The sequence below is a fragment of the Brucella pituitosa genome, assembly GCF_003049685.1.
In the GTDB taxonomy this organism is placed as follows: domain Bacteria; phylum Pseudomonadota; class Alphaproteobacteria; order Rhizobiales; family Rhizobiaceae; genus Brucella; species Brucella pituitosa.
The window spans coordinates 1,943,637-1,967,265 of the sequence record NZ_PYSY02000001.1 but is presented as its reverse complement, the minus strand read 5'-3'; the positions used below and the strand labels follow the sequence as shown (position 1 = coordinate 1,967,265).

Genomic DNA, 23,629 nt, shown 5'->3' with positions numbered 1-23,629 from the left:
AAAGCTGCGCTCTGAGATCTTAGAGTTGTATTATTGCTTCCAGGTTGTGCTGATCGTTATTTACTTAATAATAATCTGATTACATCTTATGGTGGTTGTAATAACAGCTTGTGGTTTAGTTTTGCGAAAGGTATTTTTAAGTGATTGGTGGCATATTCCCCCTATGAAAGGGGTACAATCAAAGAGATGTGGCGAAGCCTTCAACCTGAGATACCTGCCGATGTGCGGCTATCATTTCTGCGTGCGCTTTACGGCAATCGCACGACATTATGGTTTGGTTTGCTCGCCCATGTTGTGGCGTGTGTCGTCATCTATGTAAAAACAGCTGACTGGCGCTTTTTGGGATTTGCCAGCATTTTTACAGTTGTGGCGCTTGGTCGCCTCTATGACATGCATAAATTTGATCAGGCCAAGCTTGGCAGCCTGTCTCATGCGGATTTAGATAAGTGGGAAGCACGCTATCTGGTCGGCGCTTCTTTGGTCTGTGCAACGCTGGGAATGCTCTGCTTTTTCTCAAGTTATGTTTTGCGTGATTCCTTCGCTGAACTTGCAAGCCTGACTATTTTGCTGGCATCGGTCGTATCGATTGTTGGACGCAATTATGCGTCAGCAAAAGCCGTGATACTGATGTCCGCTTGTACGCTGATCCCGGTTCTGGCCGGATTGATCCTTGCGGGAACGCCCTTTCATGTTGTCATTGGGCTGCTGCTGATCCCGTATTTTCTGTCCAATATCCAGATGGCCAACGGCCTTCGCGAATTTCTCTTCGCAGCGGTGATGGGAAAACGACGTCTTTCCATCGTGGCAGGGCGTTTTGATGCCGCGCTCAACAACATGCCGCAAGGCTTGCTGATGTTCGATGCGCAGCAGCGCATTGCCGTTATCAATCACAAGACGAAAGCGTTGCTGAAGATCGCCGAGCATACCAAATTGCGTGGCCGCAGGTTGGAAGTCTTGTTGCGTTATTGCGCAAAGCAGGGCCTGTTTCCTCACAATGACCTGATCAATATCCGAACACGCATGCAGGACTTGCTGTCGGGGCGCAAAGCGCGCGACATTCTGCAGCTGGCAGATAATCGTTATATTGAGTGCATCGGCAACCAGACCTCTAATGCGGGTGTGGTGCTGATGTTTGAAGATGTGACACAGAGGGTCGAATCCGAAGCGCGCATTCAGCATATGGCGCGTTTTGACGGTTTAACCGGACTGCCGAACCGTAATTACTTCGAAACGATGGTGCGTTCGCTGCGCACCCATCAGGAACCTGATACACTTGCGGCCCTGATCGTCATTGACATCAATCATTTCAAGCATGTCAACGATACGCTTGGCCATCACGTCGGTGATGTATTCCTGCGGCTTTTTGCGGAGCGGCTCAACTCGCTTGACCCGCAACGTTATGTTGCCTCACGATTTGGCGGCGACGAGTTCGTTATTTTTGTCTTTAATCTTCGCGGCGATGATGAAGTGGTCTCGGTCATGGACCACGTTATTTCAGTGGCAAGTGGTGTCTACGATCTTAACGGCGATCAGATTCACATTGAGATCAGTGCGGGTGTTGCCACTGAGACCATTGAGAAAAGCGACGTTGGCAGTATGCATATGAATGCTGATCTGGCGCTTTATGAAGCCAAAAGTGAAGAGGGTAAACAATGGGCGCTTTTTGTGAGCGCCATGGATACCAAATATCGCGGGCGGCAGAAGTTGAAAGCCGATCTGCGTTTGGCCATCGAAAACCGAGAGATCAAGGTTGTTTATCAGCCGATTGTCAGCGCGCAGTCGCTGCGCGTTGTGGCCTATGAAGCACTGGCGCGATGGGAACATTCGGAGCTCGGGCATGTGCCTCCGGCCGAATTCATTCCACTGGCAGAAGAAATTGGCATCATCTCGCAAATCACGCGATTCATGCTTGAGCAAGCCTGCTTAGATTGTAGCACATGGGGTGATCGGATTGGCGTTTCGGTCAATCTGTCAGCCATTGATTTGAAGAACAGCGATATCACGCGTGATATTGCCAATGCATTGCAGAAATCAGGCCTCCCCGCCCGGCAGCTTGAGGTTGAGGTGACGGAAAGTGCGATCATCGCCGACAGTAATCAGACGTCGCTGGTTTTACAGCGTCTTAAAAATGCCGGGATCAATATTGCGCTGGACGATTTTGGTACGGGTTATTCAAGTCTTAGCTATCTCAACAGCTTGCCGCTGACCAAGGTCAAAGTCGACCGTTCTTTTGTGCATGACATCACCACCGATCGCCGATCGCTGATGTTGTTGCGCGGTGTGACGCAGCTTTCGCATGAGCTTGGGCTCGCCGTAACAGTTGAGGGCGTTGAAACGGAAGAACAGCTGGCATTAATACGCGTGGCGGCGGGTGCCGATCTGGTGCAAGGCTATCTCTTGGGTAAACCTGTTCCTGCCACAGAAATTCGAACTTCTTCGGCCAAGGCCGTGGTGCCTCATGATAGTGGGCGCACATTCGTCGGATAGAGCGCCGTGCGCCCTCCTGGGTGCACAAAGGTCGCTCTGCCTTCTTTACTAAGCATCGTGCTTTCCCAAAATCTCAATCGATTTTTGGGCCGATGCTGTCGTGTTTGAACGAACAAGCGTCCAATCATATAAAACGATTTATGTGTCTGCCATGCACCCTATTTTATCTTGGCAAATTTTAGCTATTTTCTTTACAGCAATAAAGTTGAAGATACTCGCTGGTCATTGAAGAGTGAATTTAATTCTCTCGTTATTTATAAGTAAAATTTAATAAAGGAGGAGGAATGAAGCGGGTTTTTCGCTATTTATTATATTTAACTATATGCCTTGTAATTATTCTTGGTGTTGGTGCGGCGGTTTTTTGGAAAAAGATACATGAATATTGGGCCGTGTATGAATATGCCCAGATATTTAAACCTGATGTGATCGATGAGAATTTTCGCACTCTCTACAAGCGTTACGCGTCAATCCGCATCCCGCATACCAATGATGTTAGCCCTTTGCCAAAAGTCGAACGGGCATTGCCAGAGACTTATGTCTACAAAGGTGAAACGCGCAAACTTTCTGACTTTCTCGAACGAACAGACACAACCGGATTTATTGTTCTCAAAGATGGTGTGATCGTCCATGAAGAATATGCGCGGGGCAACACGGAGAAAACGCAATCCATTGCAATGTCTCTTTCAAAATCCTTCATTTCCTTCCTGATCGGCAATGCTGTTCATGATGGGCAGATCAAATTGGACGAGACGGTCGATCACTATGCACCGGCTCTCAAAGAGGGGGGCTATAAGGGTGTTACTGTCAAAAACGTCTTGCAAATGTCCTCAGGTATCGGCTTCAACGAGAATTACGCTGATCTGAATTCAGATATTGTGCATTACATTGTGCAGATGCTGACAGGCTCCGTTGTTGATTTCACGGCTCATTTGAAAAATGCAGTGCCCCAGGGAACGGTCACTCAGTATGTTTCTGCCGATACTCAGGTTCTCGCTCTGGTTCTTGAAGGGGCGACAGGCGTACCGATTCAGCAGTATTTCGGAGATCGGCTTTGGTCGAAGCTGGGAGCAGAAGCTGACGCGTATTGGCTGGCTGATCCAAAAGGCGAGGTCGTTGCGGCGGGGGGCCTGAATGCTGTTCTACGCGATTACGCCCGCTTCGGGCTGCTCTATATGAATGAAGGACGCAATTATCGCGGTGAGCAGATTGTGCCTGCTCAGTGGGTGCATGATTCTGTGACACCTGATGAACCCTATTTGATGCCGGGACGGAAAATGCCGTCTGGAAAGACAGCTTATGGTTATGGCTATCAGTGGTGGATACCTGTGGAACCTCAAGGCGATTTTTGTGGTGTGGGGATTTACGGGCAGTTCATCTATGTCAATCCGGCCAAGCGGGTGGTGATTGTCAAGACATCGGCTTATGCCAACTACAATGTCGATGGTCAGGCAGTGAAAGAAGAAACAATCAACATGTTTCAATCTTTGGCCAATGAGATCTAGCTCCCCATTGGACTAGTCAGAATGGCCGTTTAGGCGGCCATTCAACCTCGCCAAGCCGCAAAACGGGCCTCTCTGCAGCATCACTTTTATGAGGCGGCGGGTTTATCTCTTCCCGACATGAGAGAAAAACTCCAAGTTATACCTTTACACGCTCATAAAGCACCTTATTCTGCGCGCTGATTTGATGGGTGCGGATACAATTTGAATGACCAATGAAGCTGTCTCCGGCGGGCAACCGCCGCTATCCAATTTCGCGCGGCAGCTCCTGCAGTTTCTGGATCGGGTAGAATATCGCCGTGTGGTTCACGCGGAAGATCTCGAAGAGATAGGCCGTTTGCGCTATCGGTCCTATCGTACGCGCAATGTGATGCATGAAGCGGAAGTGCCGTCGATCGTCGATGATATTGATCTCGACAGCCATGCCTTTGTCTATGGTATCCATATCGATGGGCAGTTGGTCAGTACATTGCGAATTCATCACATCACGCCAGACCACCGCCGCGGAACAAGCTACGCACTGTTTCCTGATATCCTTGATCCATTGCTGAACAGCGGTATGAGCTTTGTCGATCCCACGCGATTTGCAGCAGACCCTGAATTGTTGAGCGAGTATCCTGCCATTCCCTATGTCACGCTTCGCATTGCAGCGATGGCTTCGGAGTTTTTCGAAGCTGATCAATGTCTTGCGTCAGTTAAGCCCGAGCATATGGCCTTTTATAAGCGCATTTTCGGCACGACCGTTATGGCTGAAGCGCGCGAGCACGAAGGATATGGCATCAAGGTTGGTTTAGGTGCAGCACCTATTCGCAATATTCGAGATGCGGTTGCTGTTCGTTTTCCCTTCTTCAAGTCTCAACCGCATGAACGGCGCGCCATGTTTGGCAATCTTGTGAATGGCGTGGGGCCGCTGACCATCTTGCCGACCGCTAAATATACGGGGCTGGGCGTATAGTGCCTATCGTTGACGAAACTGCGTTTACGCACGATCCTTGCCATCTATCTTTTAAATCTTTTTGAAAGTTGCTCTAAATAATTAGATGTAGCACTTTTTGAAAATTGCCGTTAGTTAGGTGGAGGAGCCGCACAATGCGGCACTTGCGGAATGGAGGGGCGCTGCGACAAACAGCCGGGTAGGAAAGCTAAAGGCTAACTCCGGTAAAGGTTGCATGCGCGTTGAAGATTGCGGATATTCTGGCTAAGAATAGTCAAAATATCTCAATGGGTGGAACTAAAAAATGGCAGAACATCACAATACAGCCCCAGCTGAACTTGGCGCGTCGATGGATTATCCTGAGCATGAGAAAACTTATGCGGGTTTCACGATCGTATTTAAATGGGGCACAGTGGCACTCGTTGCGCTTCTGGCTGCCATGGCGTTCGGCTTCTTCGCGGGTGGTTTCTTCTCTGCGACCGTTCTTTTCCTTCTTATCTGCGTTGCTGCCTGGTTCCTTCTCTAAGGACTTAAACCAGCAATAATCTGCACGATTTGATCGAATGCCTTGGTATTGGTGCAGCCCGCACCGTGCCGGGGCTTTATGCATGTTGTCTACTTCGAGCGCATCCCGAAAAGTGTGAAATGGTTTTGGGACCAAGATACGCGTGAGAACAAAATGTTGAGACGCGCCAATCTGATTCAATCAGATCGAAATGGACTCAAATGTCTTTGATGGAGCCTCTTCCCGGAGGCTCTGAATTGTGCCCGTCCGCAAGGTCGGATCAAGCCACGAAAGGGAAACCAGTTGGCCCAGACTATATTCATTCCGAAAGAGAGTGATCCCAACGAGACCCGCGTTGCGGCATCTGCCGAGACGGTGAAGAAATTCATCGCGCTTGGTTTTGATGTCGTGGTGGAAAAAGGCGCAGGCGAAAAATCGCGTATCATCGATACCGAATTTTCGGGTGCCGGGGCGCGCATTGGAACTGCGGCAGATGCCAAAGCGGCAGATGTTATCCTCAAGGTACGCCGGCCAAACGACGCGGAACTTAAAGGATATAAATCGGGCACAGCGCTCTTTGCGATGCTTGATCCTTATGGCCATGAAGAGGCCGTCGCAGCATTGGGCAAGGCCGGAATTTCCGCTTTCACGATGGAATTCATGCCGCGCATCACCCGTGCGCAGGTGATGGATGTTCTCTCGTCGCAAGCCAATCTCGCGGGTTATCAGGCGGTCATTGACGCGTCCGAAACCTATGATCGCGCCATGCCGATGATGATGACGGCAGCGGGCACCGTTCCTGCGGCGCGCGTGTTTGTCATGGGGGCGGGCGTTGCAGGTTTGCAGGCTATTGCGACCGCGCGCCGTCTTGGGGCTGTCGTGACAGCAACCGACGTGCGTCCGGCCGCTAAAGAACAGGTGGCTTCTCTTGGCGCGAAATTTATCGCTGTCGAGGATGAGGAATTCAAGGCTGCTGAAACCTCTGGCGGCTATGCCAAGGAAATGTCGAAGGAATATCAGGCGAAGCAGGCGGCACTCGTTGCAGACCATATCGCCAAGCAGGATATTGTCATCACCACAGCGCTTATTCCGGGTCGTCCGGCTCCGCGCCTCGTGACGAAGGAAATGGTCGCGGCCATGCGTCCGGGCTCGGTGCTGATTGATCTTGCCGTTGAGCGCGGCGGCAACGTTGAGGGTGCAATTGCCGGTCAGGTTGCAGATGTGAACGGCGTGAAGATCGTCGGGCATCTCAATGTGCCGGGACGCATTGCGGCGACTGCCTCGCAGCTTTACGCACGCAACCTTTATGCATTCCTCGAAACGCTGGTCGATAAGGAAGCAAAGCTGCTCAAGCTCGATCCGGAAGAAGAGCTGGTAAAGGCGACGCTTCTCACCCATGAGGGCAAAATTGTGCATCCGGCTTTTGCCAAGGCCGAAGCCGAAGCAGCACCAGCGGTCGTGACTGAGAAGGTCGCTAAGCCGAAAGCTGCGCCGAAGGCAAAGGCGCCTGCTGTCAAGGCAGAGGCTGCAAAGGAGGCGGCGTCTGCCACGGCTAAGGCTGTCGCCAAAACAACCCGAAAAGCACCGGCAAAAGCTGCAAAAACTTCCGCTGATGGAGGAGAGGCATAATGTCCGATACAGCACTCGAAAAAGCTCTTGAGAGCCTCAATCAGGCGGCAGATGCCGTAAGGCGGGCAGCGGAAAATGCAGGTGGTTTAGGAGACGCGGCCGCCGCTGCCGCCCATGCTGCAAGCGGTGGCGTGGTTGATCCGTTTGTCTTCCGTCTTGCGATTTTCGTCCTGTCGATTTTCGTCGGTTATTACGTTGTCTGGCAGGTGACACCTGCACTTCACACACCACTTATGGCCGTTACCAATGCCATTTCATCGGTGATCGTGGTCGGCGCACTTCTCGCAGTCGGTCTTTCGCTTTCGGGCTGGGCCACGGGCTTCGGCTTCATCGCGCTCATCCTTGCAAGTGTAAACATCTTTGGCGGCTTTCTGGTTACCCAGCGCATGCTCGCCATGTACAAGAAAAAAGAAAAGTGAGGGCTGAGCCATCATGAGTGTTAATCTCGCAGCCTTCCTTTATCTGGTCTCTGGCGTCCTGTTCATCATGGCACTGCGCGGCCTTTCGCACCCAACCACCAGCCGTCAGGGTAATACCTACGGCATGATCGGTATGGGTATTGCTATCGTCACCACGCTGTTGCTGGCACGTCCAAGCTTCGGCGGTCTGGTGCTGATCCTTCTTGGTATCGCCATTGGTGGCGGTATTGGTGCCGTGATTGCACGCCGTATCGCCATGACCGCGATGCCGCAGCTTGTGGCAGCCTTTCACTCGCTGATCGGTCTTGCAGCTGTTCTCGTTGCTGCCGCAGCGCTTTACTCACCGCACTCCTTTGGCATTGGTGAAGTCGGCCAAATCCACGGTCAGGCGCTGATCGAAATGTCGCTGGGTGTTGCGATTGGTGCAATCACCTTCACAGGCTCGATCATCGCATTCCTGAAGCTTGATGGCCGCATGTCGGGCAAGCCGATCATGCTGCCGGGGCGCCATGTCATCAATGCTGCACTGGCGGCGGCAATCGTGATCCTGATTGCCGTTCTGACCAACACCGAAAGTCATTTCGTGTTCTGGCTCATCGTCATTCTGGCGCTGGTGTTCGGTGTGCTAATCATTGTGCCAATCGGCGGTGCAGATATGCCGGTTGTCGTTTCCATGCTCAACTCCTATTCGGGCTGGGCTGCAGCAGGCATCGGTTTCACGCTTGGCAATCTGGCGCTGATTATTACTGGTGCGCTGGTTGGTTCGTCTGGTGCGATCCTGTCCTACATCATGTGTAAGGGCATGAACCGCTCGTTTATCTCGGTCATTCTCGGTGGGTTTGGTGGAGACACCTCGGCTGCTGGCAGCGGCGAAGTTGAGCAGCGTCCGGTCAAGCAGGGTTCGGCAGACGATGCGGCCTTCATCATGAAGAACGCTTCCAAGGTCATTATCGTGCCGGGTTACGGTATGGCAGTGGCGCAGGCACAGCACGCGCTGCGTGAAATGGCCGACAAGCTGAAAGCCGAAGGCGTGGAAGTCAAATACGCAATCCACCCTGTTGCTGGTCGTATGCCGGGCCATATGAATGTTCTGCTGGCCGAAGCCAACGTACCTTATGATGAAGTTTTCGAGCTTGAAGACATCAATTCAGAATTTGCGACGGCTGATGTTGCCTTCGTGATTGGCGCGAATGACGTGACCAATCCGGCAGCGAAGACCGACCCGCAATCGCCGATTTTCGGTATGCCGATCCTCGATGTCGACAAGGCTGGAACAGTACTTTTCATCAAGCGCGGCATGGGCTCAGGTTATGCGGGCGTGGAGAACGAGCTGTTCTTCCGCGACAACACCATGATGCTTTTTGCTGACGCGAAGAAGATGGTGGAAAGCATCGTCAAAGCATTGGACCACTAGGCCTTGGATATTCGGGTTCTGGCGGTCTGCAAATGGCGTGGTTCTGCGCTTCCGGTGCTCATGTACGTTAAGTACACTCCGCTCCGGTTCTCGAACCTCACCATTTTCGGCACGCCATTTCCCCGAATCTCATAAGGCCGGGGTGCCCGGTTGGAAAACAAAAAGGCGGCTTCGAGCCGCCTTTTTGTTTGAGTTTTCGATCGGGCTTCAGCCGTAGATCATCTTGTCCTGCAACGCACGCAGTTCGGCGATCTTGGAGCCCGGCTGCGGTGCTGCATTGGCATAGGTGATGAGTTCACCTTTCTTGATCGGTGCGGTGACGGTGCCGTTTTGCAGCAAGCCGCAAGGAATGGCTTTGGCAGCACGTGCTTCCGGTGTCGTCATGATCCATGAGCGGTAGCAATATTGGCCGATGGCATCGAGCTTTTCGCCCGGCTGCATGTCCTTTTTCGCAACGGCACAGACTTCTGCCACAGGCTTTGGCAACGGCACCATATCGGATTTGCCATGCAGAACCGCGCGCGCAACGGTCAACGGCACTTCAAGTGAAGTGAGGTGGTAGGGGCGGTGGAAGGTGAAGTAAGGGCCTTTGCCGATTTTCAGATCTTCAAGACGTTCGTTAAGACGAGGGTGGTCCATCTTGGCCACAACGAACACGCCGGGCGAAACGCCTTTCCCGATGGAATAATCGACGACACCACTTTTGGTCAGCACACCGCCATCCGCCTGCGGGATTAGAGTGCTGCTCAACTGGTCAATGCTGGCGCGGGGGCCATGCATCCCGGCAATATCAGGAACAAGGCCGGTTGCATTGGCAATGGCTGCCATTTCGACCATGGTCTTGGAGCCATCGATGAATTCGACCAGCAGGCGGACATTCATGTTCCGGCGGTCGGCTTCTTCCTGATAGTCGTCAGGGATGGCATCAAAATTAAGCGGATTGTTCTTGCCCTTACCAGCAGAGACCACTTCATAGCCAAGCGCTGAAACGAACTCGATCAGCTCCATGCAGGAGGAAGGTTCGTCGCCTGCACCCAGCGAATAAATAACACCGTGCTTGTCGGCCTGTGCCTTAAGGTAAGGTCCGATGGTGACATCGGCTTCGACATTCATCATCACAAGGTGCTTGCCATGCTCGATAGCCTTGATGCCGGTCTCGGCACCCACTTCCGGAATGCCGGTTGCATCGATGATGACGTCGATCAGCGGATTTGAGAGGATCAGATCATTATCGCCGGTGACAGCAATTTTGCCGCTTTCAATAGCGCTGGTCATGGCGCTTTCGCTATTGGCTTCGCGCGCATTGTCATCGTCGCCATAGGCGGTGCGGACAGCCTTGAATGTGTTTGGCAGGCGTCGGGCAGACAGCGCGCCGACTTCGATGCCGGGCATACGGGCGACCTGTGTGACGATATCCGTGCCCATTTCACCCGCACCGATAAGACCGATGCGGATTGGTTTTCCGGTTTCGGCGCGTAATTGTAAGTCTCGCGCCAATCCAACCAGTGCCACATTCGTCGTCATGAGAGTCTCCGCAAATTACTTAATTATCTATTCCGCGATAATTTTGTCACGCTTATATTGTTATAGATGCGCAATGGACGAACAGTCTCTATATCAACACTGACAGACGCGCACCCCCAAACTGCGCGACAAAATATGCATGCCACTGGAGCCTTTATGAGCAACGCATCCCCCTTCGATCTCGTTATCTTCGATTGTGACGGTGTTCTCGTCGATAGCGAGCCGCTTTCCTGCCGCGCGTTTGAACAGGTATATGCCAATCACGGTATGATGCTGCCGCAAGGCACCGTTGCCAAAGGCATCGGCATGAAGCAGGCAGATATTCTAGAAATGATCGCCGGTTTGACTGGCCATCGCCTGCCAGAAGAAGCTTTGAGCCAGTTCTGGCCGGAAACGAAGGTTCTGTTTGCCGAACATCTGCAGCCTGCGGTCGGCATTGCTGATTTTCTGAAAGTCCTGCCGCACAAGCGTTGCGTTGCATCCTCCTCGCAACCGGAGCGCATCGCATTCAGCCTGGAGAAGACCGGTATCAATCATTATTTCGGCGATGCAGTCTATTCATCGAGCATGGTCAAGCGCGGTAAGCCTGCACCCGATCTTTTCCTCTTTGCGGCTGACAAAATGGGTGTTGATCCGGCGCGCTGTGTGGTTATCGAAGATTCGCCTTTTGGCGTTGAAGGTGCAATTGCAGCCGGCATGACGGCTTTTGGTTATACGGGTGGCGGTCATACTTATGAAGGCCATGCTGAACGCTTGTCTTCCAAAGGTGCGAGCCACGTTTTCGGCCATTGGGATGATATTGCACGTGAAATACTGGTCGCAGCCTGATCAGCGGCCTTGCGTCTTGTGATCAGAGTGGTTCCAGTTAAGATCGAATCGTTGGAGCCACTCTAATTGTTTGTTTTTACGCACTATCCCACGCAAAACCGCTTCGCACTTTTGGCTCAAATGCTTTAATGGATAACAAGAGAGTATCAGTTCAGCAGAAAGTTTCATGGAATGAAAGACGCAATTACGCTCGACCAGTTGCGCGAAGCAATCGGTACGGAAGTTGGATGCTCCGAGTGGCGTGAAGTCACGCAGGCGATGATTGATCAATTCGCAGATGCGACGGACGATCATCAGTTCATTCATGTTGATCCAGAGCGCGCAGCCAAGGAAACGCCTTTTGGCGGCACGATTGCGCATGGCTTTCTGACGCTGTCGCTGCTTTCAACCCTGGCATTTGAAGCGCTGCCGATGCTGCAGGGTGCCACTATGGGCATCAATTATGGCTTCGACAAAGTGCGCTTCATGTCACCGGTGAAGACTGGCGCACGCGTGCGCGCCCGGTTCAAGCTGGCAAATGCTGATATTCGTCCATCGGGCCGCGTGGTCAACCATTACGAAGTGACGCTGGAAGTTGAGAATATGGTCAAGCCAGCACTGACAGCGACGTGGCTTACCATCGCAGTGGTAGAGCTACCGCAAGCATAACAGCTTCGTGTATTACGAAATTAGGAGCCGTCCTTCTTCATCAAGAGGGGCGGCTTTGTCTTTATACGTCGTCATCAGTTCGCGGAAAAAGAACGGGCCGTGCAGAAACATGCCAAAGTCGTAAAAGTTCTTTTTCTCCGCACCGCGCATATAAAGCAGATGCATCAGGAAGAAATTGCCCTTTGAACGTTTATAGCGGTTTTCGCTATGAACATTTTTGAAGCGGATACGGTGGATCAGCGGCGGATTTGTGGTCTTGATTTTGAGCGTTTTCGCAGGATCAGAACCGTAGAAGTGGATGATGTCCGTTAAAACCTGGAATTCAGACCAAAGAACCGGGCTTTCTTCCATCACCACACGCACATCTTCGCGCAAACTGCGCGCCTTGGGGTGTAAAGCAATCATCAGGAGGCATGAGCCGATGCCGAGCAAAGAGACAGGTTGCTTGCGCAACAGGTCTGGACGCTCGCGCTGAACGTCGGCAAGAGCTTCTGCAGCAGGAACCGTGCCCAGACTATGCGCGACGATGATGACCTCATCGGCGCCACTTTCTTCGATTTTCTTTTTCAGCGCTTCAGCAAAAGCTTTGCGGCGTCGCACGAGCTTTTCATTGCGATTATGGATGCGGTCGTAGGCTGCCGACCAGTCATCGAGCAGATAGGACATGAAAAAGCGATCGCCCGGCCAGCGCACGAGCAATGTCGCGATAACAGCAGCCAGTGGAAGCGACCAGACGAAATTCCACAATGGGAAGCCCGCAAGCATGGGCGCAGAGGCAATCAGGGCTGCGGTTGCTATGATGACGATGGACAATAGAAATGGCCACATGAAGAACATCACGAAGCGCCAGCTTGTCCGCAGATAGCGCAGCAGGGTGCCGGTGAAGACTATGTTCATGAAGGCATAAAAGCCTGTCAGCATCCGCTTCGGTGTCGAACGGGCAGCATAGTCATCGAAGATATCAGCGGTGCCGAACTGGCAGAACTCTGTCTCGGTTTGCCAGCCGTTGCCCTGCGTTGTCGCGATCAGCGTTCCACAATCATTCGGCTCGTCGATCATGGGCGAGAGCTTCGTCTTGGCTTTCCATAACCGGTCAAAATCCTTCAGCGCTTGCGCATGGCGTATGCGCACGGCTTTGGGGTGCAGGCCCTCATAGCCTGTGAACTGAATAACGAGTCGTTTGCGTAGGGACATGAATCTTGAGCGATGGAATCAATCGAAAGGGGAAAATGGCTGTGAATTGCCTGACTGCTCCTATGCTGGAGCAATGAGGCTGAATTGTGCGGAACGCGCGTGGCAGATAGCGTATTCGAGACCTGTCAGTCATTATAAATCGATATAAGACCATTATTTATCTGCAACGGTGGGCAAAGTTGCATCTGGAGGTGGACAGGGGGTGGGCTATCTGGTAATAGCCACCACCAATTTGCAGCGTTTAAGCTGCGAAGCTTGGGAGCCTTTGGGCGTTTACCGGTTGACTCGATTAGCTGGAACTCGTTAAGAGACGCCCTTAATGCCTCAGGCTCAATCGAAATTCTAACCGATACGGGATTACACGTGCAGGTACTCGTCCGCGATAACAATGTTGATCAGGCTCTCCGCGCTCTCAAGAAAAAGATGCAGCGCGAAGGTATCTTCCGCGAAATGAAGATGCGTGGCCACTATGAAAAGCCATCTGAAAAGCGCGCCCGTGAAAAGGCTGAAGCCGTTCGCCGCGCACGCAAGCTGGCTCGCAAGCGCGCGCAGCGTGAAGGTCTCATCGGCGGCGGTCGTCCTGCTGCTCGTTGATTGATCTGAAATTGGCGCTGCCTGTGCGGCGCCTTTTTGCATTCCGGTGCGGCTTATGGCTTGCGCCGGTTTTTGCATGTCTGGAGGTCGAAGAGTAATCTTGGTTTGTTTCACGAGATAAAACAAGCCGATTTGATTAGTCAGCGGACTGCCATATACAGACCTTTATTGTAGCGTTGATCCATCCGGAGCGAAGATCCGATAGCATCAGATCTATGCTTCAATGAGTTGAATTAACGCGTATCTTATCCGAAGGACGTTTTCGGTTTTCGGATGCGTTTGAGGGCGCAGTTTTTCTGCTGCCTTTTGCTGTGCTATAGAAGCAATTATAGTATTGTGGCTGTTGTATCAGTCGGGGACAAAGTTGACGGAAGTTTTGGGTTTCAAATCCCTCGCTCCGATCAAGCAGAAAGGAACGCTGTCGTTGCCAAAACGCTTTAAGGTGATGCATTCGTCCGGGAACTTTGTTGTGAGGGCCGGAAAGTCAGCAAGCTCTCATTTTGCACGAAACAGCCTGTTGGCGGCCACGGCGTTTCTGGCACTTGCTGTCGCCGGTTGCCAAAGCTCCAGCACCCATAGTGCGTTGAGTACGGTCGATCGTGCGCAGGGCTCGAGCGAAAACATCAGCTCGCTCACCAGCGTTATCCAGAGCAACCCACGCGACCCTGAAGCTTACAACGTGCGCGGATCGGCTTACGGTAAGGCCCGTCGTTATAAGGAAGCGCTGCGTGATTTCGATCAGGCTATTGCGCTTAACCCGAACTTCTATCAGGCCTATGCAAACCGCGCGCTGATTTATCGCTATATGGGCGACAGCGGCAAGGCAGCTCAGGATTATAGCCGCGCGATCCAGATCAATCCGCAATATGATGCGGCTTATGTCGGGCGCGGCAACGTCTATCGTCTGGCCGGACGTCTCGATCAGGCGCTTAGTGACTTCAATCAGGCGATTTCGCTGCAGACGACCGATGGGCGCGCTTATCACAATCGTGGTCTGATCTATCAGGCTAAAGGCCAGCATCAACAGGCGATTGAAGATTTCTCGAAAGCGATTTCGCTCAATTCGACGGCGCCTGAGCCTTATAATGGTCGTGGCATTTCCTATGTCGCTCTTGGCGACTATGACAATGCGTTTGACGATTTTAATACGGCTATCACCCTTGATGGGAACATTGCTGAGAGCTGGTCCAATCAGGCGCTGGTTTATGAACAGCGTGGCGACAAGGCGAAGGCTGCAAATTCCTATTCGCGCGCGCTTCAGCTCGATGCAAATTACCAGCCAGCCAAGACGGGTCTGGCACGCACACGCGGCTGATTTTGACGTTCCAATAATAATAAAGGCGGCGCTCTCCAAAATTGGGAGTGCCGCTTTCCTTTATCCAAAGCCGACATATAATAGACCCTATGTCGCTCTTCGATCACATCGGCTTTCAAAGCAGAAATCTCCACCGCAGCCTTTCTTTCTATGAAAGCTGTATGCCCAAGCTTGGGTTGGCCGTTATTGCCCATTCGGACAGCGGTTTCTTTGTCAGTGGTGGGGAGAGGGCACCTGTACCGTTTCTATGGATACATAGCGGCCCAAAACCGGGCGCTGACGAGCCTGGCGGCAAGCCGGGCAATCATCTGCATCTGATGTTCAATGCGAGCAGCCGTGACGATGTGGAAGCGTTTCACCGTGCGGCTCTTCAGGGCGGCGGCAGTGAAAGCGGAGCGCCAGCTTACCAGGGGCCGGAAGAGATGGGCTATTATGCAGCCCTTGTCTTTGATCCAGACGGTAATACGCTGGAAGCGGGCTTTCGTCAGAGGGTAAGATAAGAGCGGCATCGAGCCGCTCTGATTATTTGTTTTTACGTATTACCCCGCTTTTCGGGATGCGCTTTAGGCTCTCGAACGCAGATTACGCTTGTCGAGACGGTTGACCAAACGATCACCGATCCACTGAACACCACAAACCATAATGATCAGAATGATCACAACTGCGATCATGATGGTGGTTTCGAAGCGCTGATACCCGTAGCGGATTGCAAGATCGCCGAGGCCGCCTGCACCAATTGCGCCAGCCATTGCGGAAGCGCCAACAAGTGTGATGATGGTGACGGTGAAGCCTGCAACGATTCCTGGCAGCGCTTCCGGCACCAGCACTTCGCGAACGATTGTCCAGCGGTTTGCGCCCATGGAGCGTGCAGCTTCAATAAGACCGTTATCCACTTCGCGCAGCGAAACTTCCGCAATACGCGCATAATAAGGAATAGCGGCAATCGACAGTGGTACGATGGATGCCCATGTGCCGATGGACGTGCCAACGATAAAGCGTGTGACCGGAATAAGCGCCACCAGCAGGATGATGAATGGTACTGAACGGAAACCGTTGATGATTGCACCCAGAATGGTGTTGAGCGTCAGGTTCTGCGCCAGTCCGCCACGTTCAGTCAGGATCATGATGAGCGCGAGCGGCAAGCCAACCACCAGAGAGATCAGGCTCGAAAAGCCTGTCATGATGATGGTTTCCCAGAAGGAGCGCCAAAGAAGATCAAGCATCGCCTGAGACATAACCAAGTACCTCCGTGGCGTCTGCGTGGGTTTTGATGTAGCTGATGGCGGCGTCGAGTTTTGCCTTGTCCAGTGCGGGCAGGGCAACGAAAAGTGTGCCAACCGGCTCACCCTGAATGGTATCCATACCACCGTGAATAAGGCGAGTCTCAAGACCCGTTGCGGCCGTGATCTCGTTGAAGAAGGCGCTTTTTGCCGCCTGGCCGGAAAGTCTGATTTTAATGACTGCCTGATCGCCTTTTTCACTGACCAGTTGTTCGCGCCAGGAGGCAGGCAGTTCCGGCGTCAGCACATGCAACAGACTTTGCGTGACCGGTGCCTGTGGCCTTGCAAAAACCTGCCAGACCGGACCTTCCTCAGCAATTGCGCCGTGATCAAGCACGATCACGCGATCGGCGATACGGCGGATTACGTCCATTTCGTGGGTAATCAGCAGGATCGTGAGGCCGAGCTTTGTATTGATGTCTTTGAGCAAAGCCAGAATGGATTGTGTCGTTTCCGGATCAAGCGCAGACGTCGCTTCATCGGAAAGGAGTACTGCCGGTTCTGCCGCCAATGCGCGCGCGATACCGACGCGCTGCTTTTGACCGCCTGAAAGCTGGGCTGGATAATGGTTGGCCTTGTCGGACAGGCCGACCAGTTCCAACAGTTCTGCAACACGTTTCACGCGTTGGGCTTTCGGCTGGCCTGCGATTTTCAACGGCAAAGCAATATTCTGTGCAACGGTCTTTGCCGACAACAGATTGAAGTGCTGGAAAACCATGCCGATGCGGCGACGCACCGGCTGCAGGCTGTTTTCCGTAAGCGCAGTAATTTCGCGGCCTTCGATTTTGATTGAACCGGCATCGGGCTTTTCAAGACCATTAATGCAGCGGATCAGCGTGGATTTACCAGCGCCGCTGCGACCGATGATGCCGAGGATCTCGCCGCGCGCAACCGAAAGAGAAACGCCGTTAATAGCTGGCGTTTCACCGAACATTCGGCGCACGTCTTTCATTTCGACGATGGGCGCTAAAGCGGCGGTTTGCGGTTGAGTGGTCACGATCGTATCTTCTGCTTCTTGTGCCGCGGAGAACCGCGACTTTCTAATCGGTAAGGCTTCAATGAAAATGATGCCAGAGGGGCTCATATGGGCAATGCCGCATTGTATGTGAGCCATCGCCGATGCTTTTGGGCAATTTTTTCACACACGTCAATAAAAGCCGCGCCGGAAATGCTTCCCGGCGCGGTCTTTCAAACACTAAAAGTGCCTTAACACCTTATTTCTACACATGTATTAATTCCAGGCTGGAATGCCTGTGCCTTTGTAAACACGGTCGAGTTCGGCCTTCACAGCGTCGTTCTGGAACGAAGCTACGAGATTCTTGACCCACTCAGCGTTTTCATCTTCGGTGCGGATCGCGATGAAGTTGTTGTATGGGTTGTTTTCCTTCGATTCCCAACCGATCGCTTCTTCTTTCTTGAGACCGGCCTTGCCTGCCCAATCGTTGTTAACGATTGCCACATCAAGATCATCAATCGAACGACCGACAACACCGGCGTCGAGTTCCTTGATTTCGATCTTCTTTGGATTTTCAATGACATCGATTGGCGTTGCAAGGATGCCTGCTTCCGGCTTCAGCTTGATGAGGCCGCTTGCTTCGAGAACGCGGAGCGCACGGCCTTCGTTCGATGGATCGTTCGGAACGCCAACAACTGCGCCTTCTTTCAGTTCATCAAGGCTTTTGATCTTGCGTGAATAGATGCCGATTGGCCAGACTGCGGTGTAACCGGCAACGCCGATCTTGTAGCCGTGCTGCTTGATCTGTTCGTCGAGATAAGGCTTGTGCTGGAAAGCGTTTGCGTCGATTTCCTTGCGTTCCAGCGCTTCATTCGGCTGGTTATAATCATTGAAGGTCACGCGCTCAATGTTGAGGCCGTGCTTCTTGCCTTCTTCGGCAACAACCTTCCAGACGTCTTCGTCTTCGCCGCCCATGATGCCGACCTTGATGGTCTTGTCTTCGGCGTGGCTTGGTGCGCTCGCAAAACCCACGGTGAGGGCTGCTGCGGTGAAGAGGGCAGCTTTCAGACCGGCACGGCGGGTCAATGAATAGCGGGAAAGGACTGACGACATTCTTATTTTCCTTGTCTAAAGTTTTTTGGAGAGCCGGTCCCGGAAAGCGATCATGTTAGATGATCTTTCTCCCCCTGCCCACCTTGATGCCGATAATTCCCGTTTGCACGGCAATAAACAAGGAAAATTATTTCAGTTTAATAAGATTCGACGATTGCGAAATTGCGTTCACAGAAGGGTGAGCGGATTGCCATTTCCGCTCATGGGGTTGATCAGAATCTGGTTCTAACGATTGTCCGAAATTATCATCTGGGCCGCCTTCTCTGCGATCATCAAAGTCGGTGAATTGGTATTGCCGGAAGTGATTCCCGGCATGATAGACGCATCTGCCACCCGCAGCCCCTGAATGCCGTTTACCCGCAAACGTGGATCAACCACAGCATCGGTATCCGATCCCATGCGACAGGTGCCGACAGGGTGGAAAATTGTTGTGCCGATATCGCCAGCCGCCTTTTCCAGCTGCTCCTGCGTTTCATAGCTCGGGCCTGGCTTGAATTCCTCAGGGCGATACTTTTGCAGAGGTGCCTGCGCCACGATATTGCGGGTCAGACGAATGGCATCAGCAGCAACGCGACGGTCGCTCTCAGTTGCCAGATAATTGGGTCTGATTGCGGGTTGCGAACGATGATCTGGTGATTTCAGATGTATCGATCCGCGACTGTCAGGGCGGAGATTGCAGACACTGGCAGTGAATGCCGGGAAGGGATGAACCGCATCGCCGAATTTTTCCAGACTCAGTGGCTGCACATGATATTGCAGATTGGCGGTTTCGTAGGACGGATCAGAACGCGTAAATACCCCAAGCTGGCTTGGCGCCATCGACATGGGCCCTGACCGGCGCACCAGATATTCAAGCCCGATCATCGCCTTGCCGGTAAGTTTGCTGGCTTTTTCGTTGAGCGTCGGAATACCTGTAACCTTATAAGCGCAACGCAATTGCAGATGATCCTGCAGGTTCTCGCCAACTTGCCTGCGTTCCAGAACAACCTGAATGTCTGCCTGTTGCAGAACATCACCGCGTCCGATGCCCGACAATTCGAGGATGTGCGGCGATCCGACTGCGCCTGCGGCAAGGATGACCTCGCGTTTCGCTTTCACTGTGCGGGTGATGCCGTTCTGATCGAAGGTTACGCCGGTGGCGCGCAGCTCTTCGATCTCGACACGGCGCACATGCGCGCCAGTTTGGACGGTCAGGTTCTTGCGATCGAGTGCCGGGCGCAGAAAGGCCTTGGCCGTGTTCCAGCGGATGCCGCGCTTCTGGTTGACCTTGAAATAAGACACGCCTTCATTGTCGCCGCGATTAAAATCATCGGTCGCGGGGATGCCCGCAGCGACGGCAGCATCACGAAACGCATCGAGAATGTCCCAGTGCAGGCGAGCGGTCTCCACGCGCCATTCACCGCCTGCTCCATGCAGATCATCGGCGCCTGCATAATTGTCCTCGGATTTTTTGAAGAGGGGCAGGACATCGTCCCAGCCCCAGCCGTAGCAACCCGCCTGACGCCACAGATCGTAATCGCGCGCCTGTCCGCGCATGTAGATCATGCCATTGATTGACGAGCAGCCGCCGAGCACTTTGCCGCGCGGATAGCCAAGTGCGCGCCCATTCAGACCTGGCTCTGCTTCGGTTGTGAAGCACCAGTCGGTGCGCGGATTGCCGATGCAATAGAGATAGCCGACGGGGATATGAATCCACGCGTAGTTGTCTTTGCCGCCTGCTTCGAGGAGGAGCACGGAGTGGTCCGGATTGGCCGAAAGGCGGTTCGCAAGGGCGCAGCCAGCCGTGCCCGCGCCAACCACGATGTAATCGTAGGTGTCGGTCATGATTTTATATCCAGTAAAAAGGTGGAGCCGCTATCGTATGAACATGCGGCTCCGTCGGTTATCCGAACAGTTTCTTTCCAAGCCGCGATGCATAGAACTCACCTACGATGCCTTTACGGAAGAGCAGAACGCAGGCCATGAAGATGACGCCGGTGACAATTGTCACGGGGAAGTCTGAGGTTGCAAGGTAGTTCTGCAGAGCCACCACAAAGGCTGCACCGACGATGGGGCCGATCAGTGTCCCGATGCCGCCGAGCAGAGTCATGAGGATCACTTCGCCCGACATCTGCCAGCCCACATCGGTCAAGGTTGCGAACTGGAAGACGAGCGCCTTCATGCCACCCGCAAGCCCCGCAAGCGCCGCCGACATGACGAAGGCGGCAAGCTTATAGTGATTGACGGAATAGCCCAGCGAAACGGCACGGCTTTCATTTTCACGCACGGATTTGAGGATCATGCCGAAGGGCGAGTTGATAATGCGCCAGATCGCAAAGACCCCGATTACAAACACTGCCAGCACAAAATAATACATATTCATCGGCTGGTTGAGATCGATGATGCCGAAGAGATAGCCACGTGGCACACCCTGAAGACCATCTTCGCCATGGGTGAAAGCCGCTTGCAGACAGAAGAAGAAGAACATCTGTGCCAGTGCCAGCGTAATCATCGTCGAATAAATGCCCTGACGACGAATGGCGAGATAGCCAATGACGAGGCCGAGTGCTGCAGCGGTTAACATGCCAAGCAGGATGCCAATTTCAGGCGTCACCCCCCAAACCTTGACGGCATGGGCCGTCACATAGGCCGCACCGCCAAAGAAGGCTGCATGGCCAAAGGACAGAATGCCGGTATAGCCGAGCAGCAGGTTGAAGGCGGAGGCAAACAGCGCAAAGCACAGCATCTTCATCAGAAAGATCGGGTAGACCATGAAGGGCGCTGCGATTAATCCGATAACGGCGATGACGAGGATGACAGCAGAAAAGCTGTTGAGAGCAGGTGCCCTAGCTTCGTGCGGCACTGCGGTTGCTTTAAGAGCGGTATCAGCCATATCAGGCCTCCTTCCCGAACAGTCCGGCGGGTCGCACCAGAAGGACGATAGCCATGATGACGAAGATGACGATGCTGGAAGCTTCCGGGTAGAAGACCTTGGTCAGACCTTCGGCCAGCCCCAGCACATAGCCGGTGATGATGGCGCCCAGGATTGACCCCATGCCGCCGACGACCACCACGGCAAAGACCACAATGATGATGTTGGACCCCATCAGCGGGCTGACCTGATAGATGGGCGCTGCCAGAATACCGGCAAAACCTGCAAGAGCTGCGCCCAGAGCATAGGTGAAGGTGAGGAGCAGTGGCACATTGATGCCGAAGGCTTTCACAAGGGTTGGGTTTTCCGTGGCAGCACGCAAGTAAGCGCCAAGCTTGGTCTTCTCGATCAGTAACCATGTGCCGATGCAGACGATGAGTGAGGCGACGACCACCCAGGCGCGATAGTTGGGCAGGAACATGAAACCGAGATTGCTGCCACCTGCAAGCGATGGCGGGACGGCATAAGGCTGACCGGCAGCGCCATAATAATAGCGGAACGTGCCTTCGATCACGAGTGCTAAGCCAAAGGTGAAGAGCAGGCCATAGAGCGGGTCGAGATTATAGAGCCTCGAAAGCGCTACGCGTTCGATGATCGCGCCGCCGAGGCCCACGATCAGCGGAGCGAGAATAAGGGCTGGCCAATAGCCGATGCCGAGCGTGCTCAACAACAGATAGCCGACAAAAGCGCCGAGCATATATTGTGCACCATGGGCAAAGTTGATGATGCGCAGAAGGCCGAAAATGATGGCAAGGCCAAGGCTCAACATGGCATAGAAAGAACCATTGATCAGGCCGACGAGCAATTGCCCGAGAAGCGCCTGCAAAGGGATGCCGAAAATCATTGTCATTGTTTCAGACCCCCAATGCTTCGTTCAGCTCTGCCATGCGGGCAGGCAGTTCAGTGGTTGGGAAGTTTTCCGTTACCACGCCATGATCCATCAGATAGAAGCGATCAGCGACCTTGGCGGCAAAGCGGAAATTCTGTTCGACAAGAAGCACGGTCATGCCGCGTTTTTTCAGCTCTACCAGCACATCACCGATACGCTGGATGATAACGGGCGCTAGGCCCTCAGTCGGTTCGTCAAGCAGTAGCACCTTGACCCCGGTGCGCAGGATACGGGCAATGGCCAGCATCTGCTGTTCGCCACCCGAAAGTTTGGTGCCGGGGCTGTTACGGCGCTCGTAGAGATTGGGGAAGAGTTCGTAAATCTCATTGAGCGACATTGCCCCACCACCTTTGGCAACAACCGGTGGAAGCAGCAGATTTTCATGCACATTGAGCGTCGCGAAGATACCGCGCTCTTCTGGCACAAAGCCAAGCCCTGTCCGGGCAATGCGATGTAGCGGCACGCGCAGAAGGTCTTTGCCGTCAAGCGTGATGGAACCGGTACGCTTGCGAATGATACCCATAATGGCGCGCAGAGTTGTGGTCTTGCCGACGCCATTGCGGCCAATCAGCGTGATTGTCTCGCCGGGCCAGATGTCGAGGTCGACGCCATGCAGGGCATGGCTTTCGCCATACCAGGCATTGAGCCCGCGCACGGATAGCAAGGGTTGGCCTCTATTCATGTTCGGTTCCCATATAAGCGGTGCGCACGCGCTCGTCTTTGGAGACGGTGGCATAATTGCCCGACGCGAGGATCTCGCCGCGTTGCAGCACCGTGACGTGATGGGCGATATCGGCCACCACTTTGAGATTGTGTTCGACCATCAGCACCGCACGATCCCTGGCCACATCGGTGATGAGGGCTGCAATGATGTGCACGTCTTCGTGCCCCATACCGGCCATCGGCTCATCAAGCAGCAGCACTTTTGGGTCGAGTGCCAGTGTGGTGGCAATTTCGAGCGCACGCTTGCGGCCATAAGACAGGTCAGCCGCCAGAGCATGACGGGCATCAGCCAGACCGACGCGCTCCAGAAGCTCAATCGCTTTTACGTCAAGCTGATCGAGTGCGGACAACGAACGCCAGAACTGCGTTGCAAGACCGCTGGGGCGTTGCAGGGCGACTTTCACATTTTCCAGCACCGTCAGATGGGGGAAGGTGGCCGAAATCTGAAAAGAGCGCACCAGCCCCATGCGTGCAACCTTGGCCGGATCAGTTTTGGTGATGTTCTCACCAAGCAGTGTGATCTCGCCGCTTGTCGGCTGGAGAAATTTTGTAAGCAGGTTGAAGACGGTCGTCTTGCCCGCGCCATTGGGGCCAATCAGCGCATGAACCCGCGCATGATCCACATCAAGATCGACATTCTTTACCGCATGAAAGCCGCCAAATGATTTGCCGAGCCCACGTGCCGACAGAACCGTCTGCGTGCTTGTTTGCGCCACATCTGGCCCTGCTTCACGCAGGGCCGTAACGGTTTGAGTGTTATTCGCCATT

At 53.4% G+C, this 23,629-nt stretch carries 22 protein-coding genes; 12 read left to right on the top strand and 10 right to left on the bottom strand.

Features of this window, described 5'->3' with window-relative positions; translation table 11 throughout:
- Positions 1 to 186: 186 nt before the first annotated feature.
- From C9380_RS09675 to C9380_RS09645, 7 genes are all read left to right on the top strand, one after another.
- The gene (locus tag C9380_RS09675; protein WP_128093450.1) at positions 187 to 2,487 is read left to right on the top strand and encodes a putative bifunctional diguanylate cyclase/phosphodiesterase; all 2,301 of its coding nucleotides are present in this window, start codon (positions 187 to 189) and stop codon (positions 2,485 to 2,487) included.
- Positions 2,488 to 2,771: 284 nt separating this feature from the next.
- Positions 2,772 to 3,989 carry a serine hydrolase domain-containing protein gene (locus C9380_RS09670; RefSeq protein ID WP_128093449.1) on the top strand — a complete coding sequence of 406 codons (1,218 nt, stop codon included), beginning with the start codon at positions 2,772 to 2,774 and terminating at the stop codon, positions 3,987 to 3,989.
- 205 nt (positions 3,990 to 4,194) lie between these two features.
- On the top strand, positions 4,195 to 4,941 hold the full coding sequence (locus C9380_RS09665; protein WP_024899280.1) for an N-acyl amino acid synthase FeeM domain-containing protein: 747 nt from the start codon (positions 4,195 to 4,197) through the stop codon (positions 4,939 to 4,941).
- 283 nt (positions 4,942 to 5,224) lie between these two features.
- Positions 5,225 to 5,446: an aa3-type cytochrome c oxidase subunit IV gene (locus tag C9380_RS09660; RefSeq protein ID WP_024899281.1), complete on the top strand. Its 222-nt coding sequence runs from the start codon at positions 5,225 to 5,227 to the stop codon at positions 5,444 to 5,446.
- 282 nt (positions 5,447 to 5,728) lie between these two features.
- Complete coding sequence (locus tag C9380_RS09655; RefSeq protein ID WP_024899282.1) at positions 5,729 to 7,054, top strand: Re/Si-specific NAD(P)(+) transhydrogenase subunit alpha; 1,326 nt, start codon at positions 5,729 to 5,731, stop codon at positions 7,052 to 7,054.
- On the top strand, positions 7,054 to 7,473 hold the full coding sequence (locus C9380_RS09650) for an NAD(P) transhydrogenase subunit alpha part 2 (protein WP_128093448.1): 420 nt from the start codon (positions 7,054 to 7,056) through the stop codon (positions 7,471 to 7,473). Before C9380_RS09655 ends, C9380_RS09650 begins: the two co-directional genes overlap by 1 nt.
- A 13-nt stretch (positions 7,474 to 7,486) precedes the next feature.
- Positions 7,487 to 8,887, top strand: coding sequence for an NAD(P)(+) transhydrogenase (Re/Si-specific) subunit beta (locus tag C9380_RS09645; RefSeq protein ID WP_024899284.1), 1,401 nt, complete (start codon positions 7,487 to 7,489; stop codon positions 8,885 to 8,887).
- Positions 8,888 to 9,094: 207 nt separating this feature from the next.
- On the opposite strand, the gene C9380_RS09640 is transcribed toward C9380_RS09645, so the two are convergent.
- Positions 9,095 to 10,411, bottom strand: coding sequence for a 1-deoxy-D-ribulose 5-phosphate reductoisomerase (locus C9380_RS09640; RefSeq protein WP_024899285.1), 1,317 nt, complete (start codon positions 10,409 to 10,411; stop codon positions 9,095 to 9,097).
- Between the two features lie 156 nt (positions 10,412 to 10,567).
- Here C9380_RS09640 and C9380_RS09635 point away from each other — a divergent pair, with 156 nt between their 5' ends.
- Together C9380_RS09635 and C9380_RS09630 are read left to right on the top strand one after the other, a co-directional pair.
- Positions 10,568 to 11,239, top strand: a complete 672-nt coding sequence (locus C9380_RS09635) for an HAD family hydrolase (RefSeq protein ID WP_024899286.1) — start codon at positions 10,568 to 10,570, stop codon at positions 11,237 to 11,239.
- A 171-nt stretch (positions 11,240 to 11,410) separates the two neighbouring features.
- On the top strand, positions 11,411 to 11,887 hold the full coding sequence (locus C9380_RS09630) for a MaoC family dehydratase (protein WP_024899287.1): 477 nt from the start codon (positions 11,411 to 11,413) through the stop codon (positions 11,885 to 11,887).
- A 12-nt stretch (positions 11,888 to 11,899) separates the two neighbouring features.
- Here C9380_RS09630 and C9380_RS09625 read toward each other — a convergent pair whose 3' ends face one another.
- Complete coding sequence (locus C9380_RS09625; protein WP_128093447.1) at positions 11,900 to 13,081, bottom strand: alpha/beta hydrolase; 1,182 nt, start codon at positions 13,079 to 13,081, stop codon at positions 11,900 to 11,902.
- Positions 13,082 to 13,444: 363 nt separating this feature from the next.
- On the opposite strand from C9380_RS09625, the gene rpsU reads away from it, so the two are divergent.
- The 3 genes from rpsU (at position 13,445) to C9380_RS09610 (ending at position 15,490) form a co-directional block, all read left to right on the top strand.
- Entirely contained in the window at positions 13,445 to 13,675 is a 231-nt protein-coding gene (rpsU, locus tag C9380_RS09620) for a 30S ribosomal protein S21 (protein ID WP_024899289.1), read from the top strand.
- A gap of 445 nt (positions 13,676 to 14,120) precedes the next feature.
- On the top strand, positions 14,121 to 14,990 hold the full coding sequence (locus C9380_RS09615; RefSeq protein WP_036568002.1) for a tetratricopeptide repeat protein: 870 nt from the start codon (positions 14,121 to 14,123) through the stop codon (positions 14,988 to 14,990).
- An 89-nt stretch (positions 14,991 to 15,079) separates the two neighbouring features.
- Complete coding sequence (locus tag C9380_RS09610) at positions 15,080 to 15,490, top strand: VOC family protein (protein WP_128093446.1); 411 nt, start codon at positions 15,080 to 15,082, stop codon at positions 15,488 to 15,490.
- A gap of 63 nt (positions 15,491 to 15,553) precedes the next feature.
- Here the strand turns inward: C9380_RS09610 and C9380_RS09605 are convergent, their stop codons facing one another.
- The 8 genes from C9380_RS09605 to C9380_RS09570 form a co-directional block, all read right to left on the bottom strand.
- The gene (locus C9380_RS09605; RefSeq protein WP_024899292.1) at positions 15,554 to 16,225 is read right to left on the bottom strand and encodes a methionine ABC transporter permease; all 672 of its coding nucleotides are present in this window, start codon (positions 16,223 to 16,225) and stop codon (positions 15,554 to 15,556) included.
- Entirely contained in the window at positions 16,206 to 17,222 is a 1,017-nt protein-coding gene (locus tag C9380_RS09600; RefSeq protein ID WP_128093649.1) for a methionine ABC transporter ATP-binding protein, read from the bottom strand. The genes C9380_RS09605 and C9380_RS09600 overlap by 20 nt, the downstream gene beginning before the upstream one ends.
- 279 nt (positions 17,223 to 17,501) lie before the next feature.
- Positions 17,502 to 18,338: a MetQ/NlpA family ABC transporter substrate-binding protein gene (locus C9380_RS09595; protein WP_128093445.1), complete on the bottom strand. Its 837-nt coding sequence runs from the start codon at positions 18,336 to 18,338 to the stop codon at positions 17,502 to 17,504.
- Positions 18,339 to 18,563: 225 nt separating this feature from the next.
- Positions 18,564 to 20,162, bottom strand: coding sequence for a GMC family oxidoreductase (locus C9380_RS09590; protein WP_128093444.1), 1,599 nt, complete (start codon positions 20,160 to 20,162; stop codon positions 18,564 to 18,566).
- A 58-nt stretch (positions 20,163 to 20,220) separates the two neighbouring features.
- Positions 20,221 to 21,210 (bottom strand): branched-chain amino acid ABC transporter permease, encoded by a 990-nt coding sequence (locus C9380_RS09585; RefSeq protein ID WP_128093443.1) that lies wholly within the window; start codon positions 21,208 to 21,210, stop codon positions 20,221 to 20,223.
- 1 nt (position 21,211) lies between these two features.
- Positions 21,212 to 22,099, bottom strand: a complete 888-nt coding sequence (locus C9380_RS09580) for a branched-chain amino acid ABC transporter permease (protein WP_024899297.1) — start codon at positions 22,097 to 22,099, stop codon at positions 21,212 to 21,214.
- Between the two features lie 4 nt (positions 22,100 to 22,103).
- Positions 22,104 to 22,820 (bottom strand): ABC transporter ATP-binding protein, encoded by a 717-nt coding sequence (locus tag C9380_RS09575; protein WP_024899298.1) that lies wholly within the window; start codon positions 22,818 to 22,820, stop codon positions 22,104 to 22,106.
- Entirely contained in the window at positions 22,813 to 23,628 is an 816-nt protein-coding gene (locus tag C9380_RS09570; RefSeq protein WP_024899299.1) for an ABC transporter ATP-binding protein, read from the bottom strand. Before C9380_RS09570 ends, C9380_RS09575 begins: the two co-directional genes overlap by 8 nt.
- Position 23,629: the final 1 nt, after the last annotated feature.

Coding starts and splice junctions, on each gene's coding strand:
- C9380_RS09675 (WP_128093450.1), top strand. CDS start 187: ATGTGGCGAAGCCTTCAACCTGAGATACCTGCCGATGTGCGGCTATCA.
- C9380_RS09670 (WP_128093449.1), top strand. CDS start 2,772: ATGAAGCGGGTTTTTCGCTATTTATTATATTTAACTATATGCCTTGTA.
- C9380_RS09665 (WP_024899280.1), top strand. CDS start 4,195: ATGACCAATGAAGCTGTCTCCGGCGGGCAACCGCCGCTATCCAATTTC.
- C9380_RS09660 (WP_024899281.1), top strand. CDS start 5,225: ATGGCAGAACATCACAATACAGCCCCAGCTGAACTTGGCGCGTCGATG.
- C9380_RS09650 (WP_128093448.1), top strand. CDS start 7,054: ATGTCCGATACAGCACTCGAAAAAGCTCTTGAGAGCCTCAATCAGGCG.
- C9380_RS09645 (WP_024899284.1), top strand. CDS start 7,487: ATGAGTGTTAATCTCGCAGCCTTCCTTTATCTGGTCTCTGGCGTCCTG.
- C9380_RS09640 (WP_024899285.1), bottom strand. CDS start 10,411: ATGACGACGAATGTGGCACTGGTTGGATTGGCGCGAGACTTACAATTA.
- C9380_RS09635 (WP_024899286.1), top strand. CDS start 10,568: ATGAGCAACGCATCCCCCTTCGATCTCGTTATCTTCGATTGTGACGGT.
- C9380_RS09630 (WP_024899287.1), top strand. CDS start 11,411: ATGAAAGACGCAATTACGCTCGACCAGTTGCGCGAAGCAATCGGTACG.
- C9380_RS09625 (WP_128093447.1), bottom strand. CDS start 13,081: ATGTCCCTACGCAAACGACTCGTTATTCAGTTCACAGGCTATGAGGGC.
- C9380_RS09615 (WP_036568002.1), top strand. CDS start 14,121: ATGCATTCGTCCGGGAACTTTGTTGTGAGGGCCGGAAAGTCAGCAAGC.
- C9380_RS09610 (WP_128093446.1), top strand. CDS start 15,080: ATGTCGCTCTTCGATCACATCGGCTTTCAAAGCAGAAATCTCCACCGC.
- C9380_RS09605 (WP_024899292.1), bottom strand. CDS start 16,225: ATGTCTCAGGCGATGCTTGATCTTCTTTGGCGCTCCTTCTGGGAAACC.
- C9380_RS09600 (WP_128093649.1), bottom strand. CDS start 17,222: ATGAAAGACGTGCGCCGAATGTTCGGTGAAACGCCAGCTATTAACGGC.
- C9380_RS09595 (WP_128093445.1), bottom strand. CDS start 18,338: ATGTCGTCAGTCCTTTCCCGCTATTCATTGACCCGCCGTGCCGGTCTG.
- C9380_RS09590 (WP_128093444.1), bottom strand. CDS start 20,162: ATGACCGACACCTACGATTACATCGTGGTTGGCGCGGGCACGGCTGGC.
- C9380_RS09585 (WP_128093443.1), bottom strand. CDS start 21,210: ATGGCTGATACCGCTCTTAAAGCAACCGCAGTGCCGCACGAAGCTAGG.
- C9380_RS09580 (WP_024899297.1), bottom strand. CDS start 22,099: ATGACAATGATTTTCGGCATCCCTTTGCAGGCGCTTCTCGGGCAATTG.
- C9380_RS09575 (WP_024899298.1), bottom strand. CDS start 22,820: ATGAATAGAGGCCAACCCTTGCTATCCGTGCGCGGGCTCAATGCCTGG.
- C9380_RS09570 (WP_024899299.1), bottom strand. CDS start 23,628: ATGGCGAATAACACTCAAACCGTTACGGCCCTGCGTGAAGCAGGGCCA.